Source organism: Rhodopirellula sp. UH5, from assembly GCF_056839225.1.
The window spans coordinates 2,696,983-2,712,650 of record NZ_CM166390.1; the positions used below are offsets into that span (position 1 = coordinate 2,696,983).

Genomic DNA, 15,668 nt, shown 5'->3' on the forward strand with positions numbered 1-15,668 from the left:
AGCGTTTCGCGATTCATGATGAATCGCATTTGAAAAGATTTCAAACACGACACTCCAGTCATTGCTGAACTGAATCACGTGATTCAGGTTCCCGCAAACATCAGCGTGACTGACCGTTCCATGAAGGAACGTGACCCATAACAGGAGGTTTTTCCGATGCAATTGATGGACCAAGATCTTTCGCAACTCATCGCCCGCGGAACCAAGGATGGTTTCCTCACCTACGATGAAGTCAACGCATACCTGCCCGACGAAGACGTCAATCCAGAGAAGCTCAACTCACTCCTGTTGGCCCTGGAAAATCGCGGCATTCAACTGATCGAAGCCTCGGAAAAGAAGGCCCGCGACGCCGCCGCACGCCGTCCCACCCCCAATGTCCGCGGCTTGCGTCCGACTGAAATGGGTGCCGACGAAGAGTCGCCCGAACAAGCCTTGGCGAACGAAGTCGCTTCGCAAAGCTTCTCATCGGCTGACCTGCCCAAAGCCAGCGAAGACCCGATTCGCATGTACCTCAGCCAAATGGCCGAGATTCCCTTGCTGTCTCGCGAAGAAGAGATCGCACTGGCGAAGAAAATTGAAATCACTCGCAAGCAATACCGTCGCTCGCTGCTGGAAACAGACTACGCCTTGCGAGCCACCGTCGACACGCTGCAAAAGGTCCACTCCGGCGAACTCCCCTTCGACCGCACGATCAAAGTCTCCCTCACCGAGCGATTGACCAAAGAACAAATCTCCCAGCGGATGCCGCACAACTTGCGAACGCTGAACGACCTGATCGCCAAGAACAAAACCGACTTCGAAATTTTGGTCCGCCGCAGTGCCTCGCCTCGACTGAAAGCCGAAGTCCGCAAGCAGTTCCTGCGTCGCCGCCGCAAATGCTTGGAACTGGTCGAAGAACTGTCGCTGCGAAGCCGCCGGGTCACCCCGCTGCTGCACCAACTCGAAAAGGTCTCCGGCCGCATGACGTTCATCCGCGAGCGTTTGGTCGAACTGGGCAACGACGCGATGAGCCGCGACGAAGCAGCTGACCTGCGTCAAGAACTTCGCGAATTGATGCTGGTCACGCAAGAAAGCCCGACCAGCTTGCACAACCGAATGACCAAGGTTCGTCGCCACTTCGACCAATACGAAACCACCAAGCGTGAACTCAGCGCCGGCAACCTTCGCTTGGTCGTTTCGATCGCGAAAAAGTACCGCAACCGCGGACTGTCCTTCCTGGACCTGATCCAAGAAGGAAACACCGGCTTGATGCGAGCGGTCGACAAATACGAGTACCGCCGCGGCTTCAAGTTCAGCACCTACGCGACCTGGTGGATTCGCCAAGCCATCACGCGGGCCATCGCTGACCAAGCTCGCACGATTCGAATCCCAGTTCACATGATCGACGTGCTCAGCAAACTTCGCCAAGCACAAAAGCGTCTGACGCAAACCCTGCGTCGCGAACCCACCTACGAAGACATCGCCGAAGCGACCGACGTGCCATTGGAAGAAGTCCGCCGCGTGATGGACATCGGACGTCACCCCGTCAGCCTCGACCGCCCGGTCGGAGAAGGCGAAGACAGCAGCTTCGGTGAGTTTGTCCAAGACAGCGAAACGGACAACCCGGTTCGGATCGCCGCCAGCGGCATGCTTCGCAACAAGATCGACGAACTGCTGAAGACACTCACCTTCCGCGAACGCGAAATCATTCGCTTGCGCTACGGCCTGGTCGACGGATACAGCTACACCCTCGAAGAGTGCGGCCGGATCTTCAAAGTGACCCGGGAACGTGTGCGTCAGATCGAAGCCAAGGCAGTTGCGAAGATGCAGAGCCCTTCGCGTGCCGAACGCCTGTCGTCTTATCTCAAACCCGCTGCTTAACCCAGCTTTCCCGCTCTTCACAAAGCGGGTGAAATGCATCCTTGAAAGCCTTTGGCGAAACGTCTTGCAAAAGACGAATAGCCAAAGGCTTTTTTGCTTGAATCACCTGACGGACAAATGGATCTCACACCCCCGATTTGGAATTTTGTGATACAAAGCTGCTGCATGCCCCATTCCCTTGCCCTGTGAACCGTCGTCCCCAGTGGATGGTGAATTCCGTGGCGTAATGTCGCGGAAACGATATTCTACAGGTGGCGGTATGGGTTTTTTCGACGAGTAAGTTTTTAATGGTAGCAGGTGACTTCACTGATCACCGGTGCCCTAGGCGATTGGCTGATGGGTGTTGCCGCATCCGTTTTGGGATGCTGTTCAACTAAGGAAATCAGAGGATAGAAATGGCGACTGGTACGCCGACGAACGGTCCTGGTGACGCAGCCTTGTCATCGGACTCAGGCACAGAAGAGGTTCGGCTGGAACAGTTTCAATATGACGACGGCATTGTCCGATTGTTTGCGACTGCCACGATCGTGTGGGGCATCGTCGCCACCCTGGTCGGCTTGATCGTCGCGGTGCTGTTGGTGCTTCCGTCAATCACGGGCGGTTTGCCTTGGTTCTCGTTTGCTCGCCTGCGCCCCCTGCACACCAACGCCGCCATCTTTGCTTTCGCCGGCAACGGAATCTTTGCCGCGGTTTACTACAGCACCCAGCGACTTTGCAAAGCTCGCATGTGGAGCGACGTGCTCAGCCGCATGCACTTCTGGGGCTGGCAACTCGTCATTGTTTCGGCGGCGATCACGCTGCCACTGGGAATCACTCAGAGCCGCGAGTACGCGGAACTGGAATGGCCGATCGATATCCTGATCGCCGTGGTGTGGTTGTTCATCTTTGGTGGCAACTTCCTAATGACGTTGATCAAACGACGCGAACGACACATGTACGTGGCGTTGTGGTTCTACATCGCCACGATCGTGACGGTCGCGTTGTTGCACGTGTTCAACAACCTGGTCATCCCCGCTGGCTGGTTCAAAGGCTACAGCGTTTACGCCGGTGTCCAAGATGCGTTCATGCAGTGGTGGTACGGTCACAACGCGGTTGCCTTCTTCCTGACGACACCGTTCTTGGGCTTGATGTACTACTTCTTGCCCAAGGCTGCGGAACGCCCCGTTTTCAGCTACAAACTCAGCATCATTCACTTCTGGTCATTGGTATTCATTTACATCTGGGCCGGTCCTCACCACCTGCACTACACCGCGCTGCCTGAATGGGCCAGCACAATTGGGATGTTGTTCAGCCTGATGCTCTGGATGCCCAGTTGGGGCGGCATGATCAACGGGTTGCTGACACTGCGTGGAGCCTGGCACAAAGTCGCGGCCGACCCAGTGCTGAAGTTCTTCGTCGTGGGCGTCACGTTTTACGGGATGAGCACGTTTGAAGGCCCCATGCTGTCGATCAAATCGATCAATGCCTTCACTCACTACACCGACTGGACCATCGCTCACGTGCACGCCGGAGCTCTCGGCTGGAACGGGTTCATGGTGTTCGGGATGCTGTACTGGATGCTGCCACGGTTGTTCCAAACCAAGATGTGGAGCGAAAAGCTGGTCAGCCTGCACTTTTGGACGGGAACCATTGGGATTCTGCTCTACATCATCCCCATCTACGCCGCTGGCCTGATGCAAGGCTGGATGTGGCGAGCCATGGATGACACCGGCCACTTGATGTACCCCGACTTCATCGAAACGACTCAATCGATCGTCCCCTTGTGGTGGCTGCGAGTGGTCGGCGGCGTGCTGTACGTCAGCGGCATGCTGATGCTGGGCCTCAACTCGATGATGACCTGGATGGGACGTCCCGCCGAATACGAAAACCCGGTGCACACCGCGCCGCGTCTTTCCAAGAGCTACGTGGATCACACGCCCACACCGACCAGCTCCATTGATGACGCCCCAGTTTTGGAACTGGGTAAAAAGGTCAGCATTTGGAGTCAAATGGGATGGCACCGCCGGTGGGAACGCTTGCCCGTTCGCTTCACGGTGTTCACAACCATTGCCGTCGTTGTGGCAACCTTGTTCGAGGTGATTCCAACGTTCCTGATTCGCTCCAACGTGCCGACCATCGCGACGGTCAAACCCTACACACCGCTGGAGCTGGCCGGACGACACATCTTTGTCTCCGAAGGTTGCTACAACTGCCACTCACAAATGATCCGCCCCATCGTTTCAGAAACGAAGCGTTATGGCGAATACAGCAAACCGGGCGAGTTCATTTATGACCGACCATTCCAGTGGGGCAGCCGCCGCATCGGTCCTGACTTGGCTCGCGAAGGTGGAAAACAAAGCAGTTTTTGGCACTGGACTCACTTCGAGAATCCAGAAAATGTTTCACCGGGCAGCGTGATGCCAGCCTATGGGCATTTGCTGACCGAAGACATGAACTACGACGCCATTGCTCCTCACGTGAAGGTCGCCGCCTACTTGGGTGCTGAATACACGGAAGAGGACCTGAACAACACGGCCGAGGTCGCTTACAAGCAAGCGGAATACATCGCCGCTGACATCGTCGCTCAAGGTGGACCTGCCAAGGCCTACGAAAAACAAGCGGTTGCTTTGATCGCCTACCTGCAACGAGTGGGTGTGGATTTGTTCGCGACGGAAGAACCTGCGACGCCGGAGGAGCCAGTTGCTCCAGAAGCGGTCGAAGGCGAAGAGGCGGAAACCATCGAAGAAGTTGCGGATGGGGACTCGCCCCCGCAAGCAAGTTCCGAAGTCGCTGCCGCGAAGTAGCCCGAAGGATTGATCAAAATGCGTTACCAACGCTCCCCCAACACCCTCCAGTGAGAACGTCATGATCCGAGATCTTGTCAGTGCTCTCGACTATTCCATGTTTGCCGAATTGGCACTCGCTTTGTTCGTCGTCGCCTTTGCCACGATGACGTACGGAACACTCCGACTTTCAAAAAATGCATCTGATCGATTCGCTTCGATTCCGCTGAGCGACGATGTGGAGGACCCACGACCATGAGCCAAGTGCCAGAATACGACAACGCTCCGAAGACCGATCACGCCTACGACGGGATCGAAGAGTTTGACAACCCGTTGCCGGGTTGGTGGAAGTGGTTGTTCATCTCGTCCATTGTCTTCAGCCCGTTCTACTTCTTGTACTACCACAACGGTGTTTCCGGCCGGTCGGTGGAAGACCTGTACGGGGTCGCGCTGGCAGAGAACACGCGTTTGCAGTTTGAAGAAATCGGTGACCTGACGCCCGACGAGGCGACCCTGGTCGCTTACATGGAAAAACCCAACTGGGTTCGAGTTGGTCAGTCGGTCTTCAAAGCCAACTGCATCTCTTGCCATGGTCGCGAGGGCGAAGGCCAAGTTGGCCCCAACCTGACGGACGATTATTTCAAGAACATCAAGCAGATCGAAGACATCGCCAAGGTCATCAACAACGGTGCCGGTGGCGGAGCGATGCCGAAGTGGGCGGACCGATTGCATCCCAATGAGGTTGTGCTGGTATCCGCCTACGTCGCCACCCTGCGTGGCAAGAACATCGAAAGCAGTCGCGGCCCAGAAGGCAAGACCATCCCGCCTTGGCCCGAACCCGTTGAAGCCGCCCCCGAAACCCCCGAAGAATAAGCCTTAGTACAATGTCCACGCGAACCTCGTTGCCTCTGTTTTCGCCTTCACCTTGCAAGGTGTGTTACGCAGCGGATCGCGATGGGACATCTGGTGGAGGTGGTCCTTCGCAAGGCAGTGAATCGCTGCTCAAGCCCGAGGAACATGTGCTGAGCACGCTGGAAGCCGATGGCAGTCGCCGTTGGCTCCGGCCCAAACTCTCCATGGGAGAGTGGTGGAAACGTCGACGGGTCACCGCCTACATTTTGATGGTGGTGTTTGTTGCGATCCCGCATTTGCGGATCGGTGGCAAGCCTCTGATTTTGCTAGACATTGCCGCCCGTGAATTCACGGTGCTGGGCAAAACCTTCTATCCCACCGACACGCTGGTCCTGGCCCTGTTCATGCTCAGCGTTTTCGTGAGCATTGTCCTGATCACGGCGATCACTGGACGAGCATGGTGCGGATGGGCCTGCCCGCAAACGGTCTACATGGAATTCTTGTTCCGTCCCATCGATCGTTTTTTTGATGGCACCTTGGGCAAAGGTGGAAAACCCGCAAGCGGAATCAGTCCGGTTTGGCAGATCGCACGCTTCGCCGTCTATCTTGTCCTCTGCATGTTCCTGGCTCACACGTTCTTGGCCTACTTTGTTGGCACCGAGAAACTCGCCCAGTGGGTTCGAAGTTCGCCGATCGATCATCCATCCGCTTTCCTTGTGATGGCTGGCACGACGGGATTGATGCTGTTTGACTTTCTGTTTTTCCGAGAGCAAATGTGTTTGATCGCGTGTCCCTACGGACGCTTTCAATCCGTCATGCTCGACGAGCAATCCAAGATCGTCGCATACGATCCCGCTCGCGGCGAACCTCGCATCAAAGGAAAACGAACCCACGATGATGACCGCGGAATCGATCTTGTCCGCGGGAAGGAGGCGGGTGACTGCGTGGACTGTCACCAATGTGTGGTCGTCTGCCCAACCGGAATCGACATTCGCGATGGCCTGCAAATGGAGTGCATCAACTGCACTCAGTGCATCGACGCATGCGATGACGTGATGCACAAAGTGGGCAAGCCAAAGGGTTTGATTCGCTACAGTTCACAAGACGCCATCGCTCGCAAACCCAAGAAATTGTTGCGTGCACGAACGATCATTTACCCGATCGTTTTGGTCGGCGTCTTCTCTGGTTTGGCCATGGCGATCTCCAGCAAGAGCGGGTTTGACGCGAGAATCCTTCGCGGTCGCGGGGCGCCGTATTCGCTGTTGGGTGCCAAAGAAGTCTCCAACGCCTTCAACTTGCGGTTGGTCAATCGAACCGAGATTGCTCAGACCTATGAACTGTCGACGGATCACTCGAGTATTCAAGTTGAGATCATTGACACAGACGCTCAACGACTTGAACCCGCTGAATCCAAACTGTTGCCGATTCGATTGAACTTTCCTTCGTCGATGACCATGGGCGATGGAAATGAATCCATTGAACTGACGGTCAAGGATCAAAGCGGCAACGAACGCACTATCTCAATGAAGGTCCTGGGGCCACGCCGCTAATCATGTCATCGAAAACCGATCCCACCCCATCCGTGGAAACGCAACAAAAAGATGAGCGTCGTGCCAAGCGATTCTACATTTCTTTGGTGCTGCTGCTCTTCGCGATTCAGTCCACCATCCTCGGCACCGCGCTCAAGTTGGCGATCGGTGACCCGGCCTTGGCGGTGGTTCCCGACTATCACCAAGCTGCTTTGAACTGGGACACGTCTCATCGTGCATCCCTGGCGTCCGATCGCTTGGGCTGGGACGTCGATGTGATCGTCTCAAACATTTCCGACGCGAAAGGCCAGCGAGCCATTTCAGTGGAACTTCACAATCAACAGGGCGAAGCCTTGGACGACCTGAACGTCGAGGCAATGATCTATCGACATGCGGATGCGGCCGCTTTCCAAGCAATCGACTTGCCAAGCACAGGCGGCGGACGCTACCTGGGCATGGCATCCATGCCACAACAGGGACTTTGGCAAGTGGAAGTGAGCATTGGTGGAGCGGGAGAACCGATGACCCTGTCACGCACACTCGAACTGGAAAACTGAAATGTGGATGTTAGCCAGTGCCGTCGTCACGGCGAGTTTGTTAGGCAGCATGCACTGCGTTGGCATGTGCGGCCCGCTCGCGATTTGGGCCAGCGGTGCTGGTGAGAAACAACCCAAAGCGACCGTCGTCTGGTCCACCACGCTGTACCACCTGGGGCGTTTGCTGACTTACGTGCTGGCAGGACTGATCGCCGGCACCATCGGCAGCCTGGTCGAAATCGGTGGCGAAACACTTGGCGTTCAACTGGCTGCCGCACGTGTCGTGGGCACGATCATGATGGCTCTCGGAATTTGGAAACTGTGGCAGATTGTTTCCGTCAATCGATCCACCGCCAAACCGATCACGCCCTCCCGCATTGGCGGTGTCCTGGTTCGTTTACGCCCCCTCATTTTTCAATTGCCTGTTGCTGGCCGCGCCCTCGCCATTGGAATGTTGACCACCTTGCTTCCCTGTGGATGGTTGTATCTGTTTGCTCTTGTCGCAGCCGGAACAGGCCAAACGCTCAACGGTGGTTTGGTGATGGCAGCGTTCTGGTTGGGCACGGTCCCAGCCCTCACCGCACTGATCGCCGGCACCCAATCGTTGTCGCGTCGATTCACCAAGTTCATCCCCGCCGCGGCCGCCGCGACGTTGATCATCACGGGTGGGTACACCGCATCAGGCCGAGGCTTTGCAGACTTGCAATCGTTGACGGACATCCGCGCCAACGTCGACTTGGATTTGGACGGATCCAACTCGCAACAAACACTCTCGGAGTTGACCGCAACTCCGCTGCCCTGTTGCTGCGCCGAAGGCATTCCCTGCGAATCGCCTGAAGAGTGATCGCACGTCATGGCTTCGAAATTGGACGCGTCAAACGACGCCGCGTCGTCGTCGATCGACGTGACACTGCCTTGCATCCACTGCGGTGAGCCGACGGATGTGCATCGCGACACAGATCCGCAGACCGTTTTCTGCTGCCATGGGTGCCGCGGCGCGTACGAGTTGATCCACGGCTGGGGCCTTGAGAATTACTACGGCTTGCGAGACCAGTTGGCAGGCGGCGGTCAACCGATCGATCGCGTCGGGCAGCCCTCCTCCGAGGAAACCCTGCACGAACGATACACCGTCTTTGATCGAGCCGATTACCTGGGTGCGTCCCAACCCATCGAGCAGTCCGATGGGACGATGCGATGCGAACTCGCCGTGCATGGGCTGCACTGCGCTGCCTGTGCCTGGCTGATTGAAAACGTTGCCACGCGAACGCCGGGTTGGCTGGACGCGCGGGTCAAGATGAGCGAACACACGATGCGGGTCGTGTTTGACCCCAAGCTCATTTCGCTCAGCCGGATCGCTCAACCACTTGATCGCCTGGGCTACGAGCTGTCGCCCCTGCCTGAACATCGCGAAGACCACTTTCGCCAGGAAAATCATCGGCTGCTGATTCAGATCGCTTTCGCAGGCTTCTGCGCCGCCAATGCGATGTGGATTGCCATCGCGCTGTACGCCGGTGAGGCGTCCGATGTGGAAGCCTCCCACTGGTCGTTCCTCAGGTGGACCGGAACGGGCTTGGGACTGGCAGCGGTGTTGTTGCCCGGACGCACCTTTTTCCAAGGTGCCTGGGCATCGGTCAAAACCCGAACGCCGCACATGGACCTGCCTGTCGCACTGGGACTGTCCGTGGGCACCCTGGCGGGAGTGATCGCTGCGGTCACAGGACAGGGCGAGTCCTACTTTGATTCGTTGGCAGTGCTGGTGTTCCTGCTGTTGATCGGACGCTGGATTCAATTTCACCAGCAGCACCGGGCCGCCAAGGCAGTCGATTTGTTGTTGCGGATCACACCTCGCCACGCCCATCGCATCCTGCAGAACGATCAAACGGAACTCGTCCTCGTCGACAACCTGCGTCCCGAAGATTCTGTTCGCGTGATGGCAGGTCAGAGCGTTCCCGTGGACGGGACCGTTCTGGCCGGGCAATCATCGATCGACCAATCGCTGCTGACCGGCGAGAGTCTGCCCGTGTCGGTCCAAGTCGGTGAATCGGTTTCTGCGGGAACGGTCAACTTGCAAAGTCCGCTGGACATCCAGGTCACGTCCGTCGGCCGCGAAAGTCGGATCGGCCAGGTCATGCAATCGGTCGAAGAAGCCGCCTCGCAAAAGACGCCCATCGTTCAACTGGCCGATTCCATTGGTGGCTACTTCGTGGTCATCGTCACGTTGTTAGCTGGCATCACGTTCTGCGTGTGGCTGGGTGATGGATTTGGCCCCGCGGCATCCCATGCAACTTCGCTGCTCATCGTTGCCTGCCCCTGTGCGTTGGCTCTGGCGACGCCACTTGCCATCGCAGTTGCACTGGGCAGAGCTGCGAAACGAAAGATATTGATTCGAGATGGTTCTTCACTGCAAACGCTGGCGTCTGTTGGAACGATTTGGTTTGATAAAACCGGCACCTTGACCGAAGGCAAGCCGCGAGCGGAATTTGTGGAAGGCGATGCGTCTGCGATCGCTCACGCCGCGGCGATTGAACGCTGTTGCGAGCACCCGATCGCGATTGCCATTCAACGCGAAGCCAAGCGACGTGATCTGGACATCCCGACCAACGCACAACTTGACCAGGTGCATGTGGGAGGGGTCTCGGGCGAGAGTGATGGGCATCCCGTTTTGGTGGGCAGTCTTTCGTTCATGCAAAAACACCATGTTGCGATCAGCGAGTCAGTCTTGGCCGCGTGCGAACATTGCACCAATCAATCGTCCAGCCCCAGTGTGATTGCGATCGATGGCATCGCGACCTGCGTGCTCGCCATCAGTGACCCGCTTAAACCCAACGTCGCTGGCTTTCTCGAATCGCTACGAGACCGAGGCTGGCAGGTCGGGATTCTTTCGGGTGATCACCCCAAGATTGTGGCCCACGTCGCTCAACAACTGGGAGTCGACGCCTCTCATGCACTGGGAGGTTTATCACCGGAAGCCAAACTGGAACACGTCCGAGATCATTCGCAGGGATCGACGGTGATGGTTGGCGATGGCGCGAACGATGCTGCGGCGTTGGCCGCGGCGGATGTTGGAATTGCGGTTCGCGGAGGTGCGGAGGTCAGCCTTCAGGCCGCACCGATTTACATTGCCTCCGACAGCATGATCGCAATCGACAATTTGATTCGCGCGTCTCGACGGACACAGGCTTTGATTTACACGGCGTTCACCGCCTCACTCAGCTACAATGTGATTGCGGTTGCCCTCGCGATGACAGGGCGAATCAGTCCACTCGTCGCGGCGGTCTTGATGCCGATCAGTTCGGTCACAGTGCTTGCCCTCACGCTGGCGTGGCCCATTTTTCGCGAGAAAAAAACATGAGTGTCCTCTTCATTGCTCTGCCACTGGCACTGCTGCTCGGCGCCGGTGGAATGCTTGCGTGCATCATGTGCATCCGGGGCGGTCAGTACGACGACCTGGAATCACCCGCTGTCCGAATCCTGATTGACGAGGACGGTCAGCCCGGGGATCGCAAGACAGACGCACCAGGTGCCAACGAAACTACCGATTCACCCCAAACCTCCCAGGGTCGTTTACCCTGAATTTTGAGCAAAATTTGGCGAGGGCGTGACCGATAACACGCTTATGGATCGCCACACCCTCAAAATTGCAAACCGCGAGAATCACGTCCGCCATGACATGGTGATCGCGACGCATGGCTTTCTTTCCAACGGTCAAAGCCTGGACCCCATCGCAGATCTTTTGACGATGGCTGGCTATGAATGTTCGGTGTGGGAATACCCCAGTTTGCGAGGCTCGATCCTGTCACACGCCAGCCGATTGACCGGGTTGATTCAGGAAGCGATGACCCGACCGGACATCCGCCGAATTCACTTTGTCGCGCACAGCATGGGCGGCATCATTGTGCGTGCGGCAATCGCGCAGTCCCGGATGGAAACGCTCGCAAAAAATCAGTGCGGACGGTTGCTGATGCTGGCGCCCCCGAACAAGGGGTCCTGGCTGACGCGGTTCCCCCTGGGTCCCTTTGCGAGTCAATTCCCGCAACTCGTCGAACTGTCGGAGAAAGAAGACAGTCTGGTCAATCAGTTGCCTCGCCTTCATCGATTCGATGTGGGCGTGATCGCGGCCCAGAACGACTGGATCGTTTCTCAGACTGCAACTCACCTGGAGGGGCAAATGGACCATGCCGTGGTCCCCACGTCGCACCAGCGATTGGTTCAGCATCCTCTGGCGATTGAGATGACGCTTCGATTCTTGGAACGTGGGCAATTGCACGAACGTGTCGATCATGAAACGGCTGGACCGACGATCCCGTTCCAGCCTTTGCCCCATTCCAACACCGTCACTGAGCACTCAGCGTCGAACCGTCGCAGAGCGGCCTGAAACCAGGTCAACGACTCACTGCGCGACGGGTTTCACGTTCGCGGATGGCTTGGGAACCGCGAAGAAAGTGTTGGCGCGACGCACGCTATCGGGATCCACTTTCTCGAGCTCCTTGATGGCCTCAGCGGCCTCGGGTTTCGGGCACGCCCGCAAGTAATTCACGGCGGGAACTCGAACCCAGTTGTTTTCAGCGTCAGCGTCGAGGAACAATTGCTTGATCCGAGCGATTTGGCTCCAGTCGTTCCAGCGAGCCAAATCGGGAATCACCAAGTCCGCCAAATCGGGTCGTTCGAGAATGTGGTGCAGCGACGGAACCAAGGCACTGCGAGCGATCACCCCACCTTCACTGCCGTGAAACCGCAGCGCCATGATGGCGGCATAGGTGTCCGCGTAGGAGGCTTGCTGGTTCTCCAGGAACAACTCGTCGATGACAGCCAGCCCCTTCTCGCCCCCCAAGGTCAGGTAGCAGGCAATCAAAGCATCAAGCCCCGAGCGTGAGCTCTTTTGCGTGCTTCTCAACATCGATTCCAACATCGGCAGGTCCTCTTCACCGCCGCAGATTCCCAACAACGTCAAGTACATGCGTTTGCGTTCGGGGGACATCTCGGGATCTTGGATCCAACTGACCAAAGCGTCGTGATCCAAAGCCGATTCGATCTTTCTGATTTCTTCATACGGTGTGGTCGCGAATTCGTCGTACGCATCCCGGGACAACATCGAGTCTTCGTCTTGCAGGTAGTCGTAATAGAACAGCAGTCGCTGGGACGGTTCCTTGTCGGCCAACTGGGTGATGCTTTCCAGGTACTTTTCGCTTTTGGGGGTCAGTGGCAGGCAAGACCACTGCATGTCCCGAGGATCGACACCGCTGAGCATGAATCGGCGGCCCTTGGCCACGTCACCGAAATAAACCGCGGTGACGGTTTGGCCGACTTCCACGTGCTCGCCGCCTTTGAGCACGGTCTCGATTCGCATCTTGACCTCTCCGGTGTCGGCATTGCGTGTCAGATCGCTCTGCAACGCCGTTGCGATGACCACCGCGTCCATCACCTCCATCTCCTGCCGGAGCGTCTGCGACACGGCACTGCAAAACGGGCAAGCGGACGCGAGCGGACCGGTCAACAGCGTTCCGAGCACCATCACGCCAACGAGGACACGAGTTTTCAGAGTGGTCATGAATTCACAAAAGGTGGGTGGGTGACGGGGGGAAACGGAGGACGTTGCGTGTCAGCGACGAATCAGAGTCTACGCTCCAGATTGGACGGTGTTCGAACCGTCCCGGATCAAAATTCTAACATCTGGACCGACAATCGGAAACGAAACGACTCATCCCGATCGGTGGGTTGTGCCGATAACTCCGATGAAACCGGTGTGGACCACTCCACGCGGGAAAACCACGTGATCAAAAGATCCATCGCCAAACGCGATTCATACCCGGGGGGGAATGTCGGAATGTACCAACGAGCTACCATTTTGGCCGCAGCAGCGGCTGTTTTCTTTGTAGGCTTTGCCTGCGATTCGCCTCAAGCTGCAGCCCAGGGCTATGGGGCCCCCGTGGCGATGGGAGCCGGTGGAACCCTTCCCAACGGGATGGGACAAATGGGCTATCAAGGCCAACGTGCCTATGGTCAAAGCTGGGGATCATCCGCCGCCAACACCGATTGGAACCGGATGTACCACTATCCCTACGTCTACTACCCCCAAAACTTCTGGGGCCAAGACTACTACAAAAGCAGCGATAGCTTGTACCATCGTTACCCCACGGAAATGAGAATTCCCGTCTACAATAAGAGCTGGCACAACTACTACCCGAGCAATCGCCGGTTCCACAAAGGACACCACTTCATTCTTGACACGTTCTAGTCGACCGTCCCGCCCCAAATCGCTCATCAAACAGCTCGATGCATCCACCGCTCGCGTGTGGATCATCGACGCTGCCGGTGAGCTGATACACCTTTCGCCCACCATGGCGAAATGGCTCGGGAATTCCAACGAGACCGACGACTCACAAGCAGTCGAGACATTGCCGGAACATTGGGTCGACGCACTCCGCCCCGACCCATCGATCCGTTTTCGCTGTCACCAGACGCGACGGATCACGCTGACCCAAGCGGGGAACCACGCTCCGAATCGGGGGCAAGGTTCTGGCTCTCATTCCGATGAAGCCCTCACCGCGGTCGCTCACTGGGTCTCGCTGGGCACCAGCGGCTACACCCTGGGCTGCCTCGGCGAATTCCTCCGCGACAGCGACGTGCCGCTCGCGGATTGGCTTGGCGAAGGCGGCCTGCGTCAGGAGTCTCAGCTTCGCGAATTGATCGCGAAGCACCGCTCGTCCAACGCCCGCACGGCGGACATCTTGTTGGCAGGCGAATCAGACGCAGCCGAACTGCTCCGCCGGCGCGTGACGGCGGCGACCTCCATGCGTTGTCACTTGGGTTTGTTCACGATCACCAACGCCAGCAGTCGCGAGCTTGCATTGTGGCTCCATGACGCATCGACCCCCGAGGAATCACTGACCATCGTCGACGGTGCCTTGATGGATGCGGAACTGCTGGAAGCCTATGCAGCACCCGCGATCCATTCGATCAACCGCAGCGAGTCAGGTCGCGGCGACGCAACGTTGCTGATCGAACGCTTGGACGAAATGCCCGACGACGCTCAGTTGAAACTGAGTCAGTGGGTGGAAGTGTTTGGTGATCACCTCCGCCTGATCGGTTTGCTGGATCCAGCTCGAGTCATGGAGACTCAAAAGCAAACCAATCCCACCGTCGATCCTCTGGACGCACAAATTGCCGAACTGACTCACGTGCCCCAGGCGGTCACGGGCATCGCCAAACCACTTCTGAATCTGATGTGCGCAATGCCAATCACGATCCCTCGCTTGCAGGATCGCCGCGAGGACATCCCGGCCCTGGCGTTGGCATTGCTTCACGAGGCTCATCGATCGAATCAGTCGCGGAAGCAAAGCACAAAGACGGAGATGCCACGCCTGGGACGCGATGCATTGGATGCGTTGACGCTGTACCCGTGGCCCAACGATTTTGACGAACTTGCCGAAGCCATGACATCGGCCCTTGGTCGTGTCGTAGGAGAACGCATCGGTCGCGAACATTTGCCCTTGGTCATTCGATCCTATCGCGTCGGTCCCAACGTGACCTCCGAAAAGAAATCGGACCCTGACAACAACGACAGCAACTTTCGAATCCATTCGCTGGACGAAGCCGTTCAGAAATACGAACGCGAGTTGATCGACCGGGCGATCAACGCGGCCCAAGGCAACAAAGCCGAGGCGGCTCGCCGACTCGGAATCAGCCGGGCTCGGTTGCTACGGAAACTCGACGGATGATCGCCGTGGAAACGAAACTTTGGATCACCGGTCCCGAGTCCGAACGTTGGTTCGATGCGGTGCGCGTGATGTGGGCCGCCGATTTCCATCCCGAACGTTTTGCCTCGCTCCGTGAACTGCCACTCCGCAAACGGAATCTTCGTACGCAACCGACTCCGATCGCCGAAGTTGTCCTTTGGGCCGGTGTCCCAGAGGGAATCCTGGAGTTGACCCGATGGCTCGGCTCGCCCGCGGCGCACGCCGGGCATCGCCTTTACATCGCGGCAGGTCAATGGTCCGATGCAGAACGTTCGGTTCTCCAGCGATTCGGCGTCCGCTTGACCGTTGCTGAACTCACGGACCTGATCGCCATTCAACCCATTGTGCGTGATTGGTCTCTCCGCGCTTCCCAATGACAGACAACCTCCACGC

14 protein-coding genes are annotated in these 15,668 nt (G+C 57.4%); 13 read left to right on the forward strand and 1 reads right to left on the reverse strand.

Annotated features, from left to right (window positions below; genetic code table 11):
* Positions 1–156 precede the first annotated feature (156 nt).
* The 10 genes from UH5x_RS09685 (at position 157) to UH5x_RS09730 (ending at position 11,914) form a co-directional block, all read left to right on the forward strand.
* The gene (locus UH5x_RS09685) at positions 157–1,860 is read left to right on the forward strand and encodes a sigma-70 family RNA polymerase sigma factor (protein WP_047814075.1); all 1,704 of its coding nucleotides are present in this window, start codon (positions 157–159) and stop codon (positions 1,858–1,860) included.
* Positions 1,861–2,255: 395 nt separating this feature from the next.
* Complete coding sequence (gene ccoN, locus UH5x_RS09690) at positions 2,256–4,643, forward strand: cytochrome-c oxidase, cbb3-type subunit I (protein ID WP_482635542.1); 2,388 nt, start codon at positions 2,256–2,258, stop codon at positions 4,641–4,643.
* Positions 4,644–4,704: 61 nt separating this feature from the next.
* Positions 4,705–4,881: a hypothetical protein gene (locus UH5x_RS09695; RefSeq protein WP_053061123.1), complete on the forward strand. Its 177-nt coding sequence runs from the start codon at positions 4,705–4,707 to the stop codon at positions 4,879–4,881.
* Positions 4,878–5,495, forward strand: a complete 618-nt coding sequence (locus UH5x_RS09700) for a cbb3-type cytochrome c oxidase N-terminal domain-containing protein (RefSeq protein ID WP_047814077.1) — start codon at positions 4,878–4,880, stop codon at positions 5,493–5,495. The genes UH5x_RS09695 and UH5x_RS09700 overlap by 4 nt, the downstream gene beginning before the upstream one ends.
* A gap of 11 nt (positions 5,496–5,506) precedes the next feature.
* On the forward strand, positions 5,507–7,024 hold the full coding sequence (ccoG, locus tag UH5x_RS09705; RefSeq protein WP_047814078.1) for a cytochrome c oxidase accessory protein CcoG: 1,518 nt from the start codon (positions 5,507–5,509) through the stop codon (positions 7,022–7,024).
* 2 nt (positions 7,025–7,026) lie between these two features.
* Complete coding sequence (locus UH5x_RS09710; RefSeq protein WP_047814079.1) at positions 7,027–7,560, forward strand: FixH family protein; 534 nt, start codon at positions 7,027–7,029, stop codon at positions 7,558–7,560.
* A gap of 1 nt (position 7,561) precedes the next feature.
* Positions 7,562–8,383, forward strand: coding sequence for a sulfite exporter TauE/SafE family protein (locus UH5x_RS09715; RefSeq protein ID WP_047814080.1), 822 nt, complete (start codon positions 7,562–7,564; stop codon positions 8,381–8,383).
* A gap of 9 nt (positions 8,384–8,392) precedes the next feature.
* On the forward strand, positions 8,393–10,891 hold the full coding sequence (locus tag UH5x_RS09720; protein WP_482635543.1) for a heavy metal translocating P-type ATPase metal-binding domain-containing protein: 2,499 nt from the start codon (positions 8,393–8,395) through the stop codon (positions 10,889–10,891).
* Positions 10,888–11,112, forward strand: coding sequence for a cbb3-type cytochrome oxidase assembly protein CcoS (gene ccoS / locus UH5x_RS09725; protein ID WP_482635544.1), 225 nt, complete (start codon positions 10,888–10,890; stop codon positions 11,110–11,112). Before UH5x_RS09720 ends, ccoS begins: the two co-directional genes overlap by 4 nt.
* Positions 11,113–11,155: 43 nt before the next feature.
* Positions 11,156–11,914 (forward strand): esterase/lipase family protein, encoded by a 759-nt coding sequence (locus UH5x_RS09730; RefSeq protein ID WP_482635545.1) that lies wholly within the window; start codon positions 11,156–11,158, stop codon positions 11,912–11,914.
* 15 nt (positions 11,915–11,929) lie between these two features.
* On the opposite strand, the gene UH5x_RS09735 is transcribed toward UH5x_RS09730, so the two are convergent.
* Complete coding sequence (locus UH5x_RS09735; RefSeq protein WP_047814084.1) at positions 11,930–13,087, reverse strand: hypothetical protein; 1,158 nt, start codon at positions 13,085–13,087, stop codon at positions 11,930–11,932.
* A 276-nt stretch (positions 13,088–13,363) separates the two neighbouring features.
* On the opposite strand from UH5x_RS09735, the gene UH5x_RS09740 reads away from it, so the two are divergent.
* The 3 genes from UH5x_RS09740 to UH5x_RS09750 are packed head-to-tail and all read left to right on the forward strand — an operon-like array spanning position 13,364 to position 15,652.
* A complete protein-coding gene (locus tag UH5x_RS09740) occupies positions 13,364–13,774 on the forward strand; it encodes a hypothetical protein (protein WP_047814211.1) in 411 nt (136 codons plus the stop codon).
* Positions 13,761–15,257: a helix-turn-helix domain-containing protein gene (locus UH5x_RS09745; RefSeq protein ID WP_236696182.1), complete on the forward strand. Its 1,497-nt coding sequence runs from the start codon at positions 13,761–13,763 to the stop codon at positions 15,255–15,257. The genes UH5x_RS09740 and UH5x_RS09745 overlap by 14 nt, the downstream gene beginning before the upstream one ends.
* Entirely contained in the window at positions 15,254–15,652 is a 399-nt protein-coding gene (locus tag UH5x_RS09750; protein WP_482635546.1) for a hypothetical protein, read from the forward strand. Before UH5x_RS09745 ends, UH5x_RS09750 begins: the two co-directional genes overlap by 4 nt.
* The last annotated feature ends 16 nt before the right edge of the window (positions 15,653–15,668 follow it).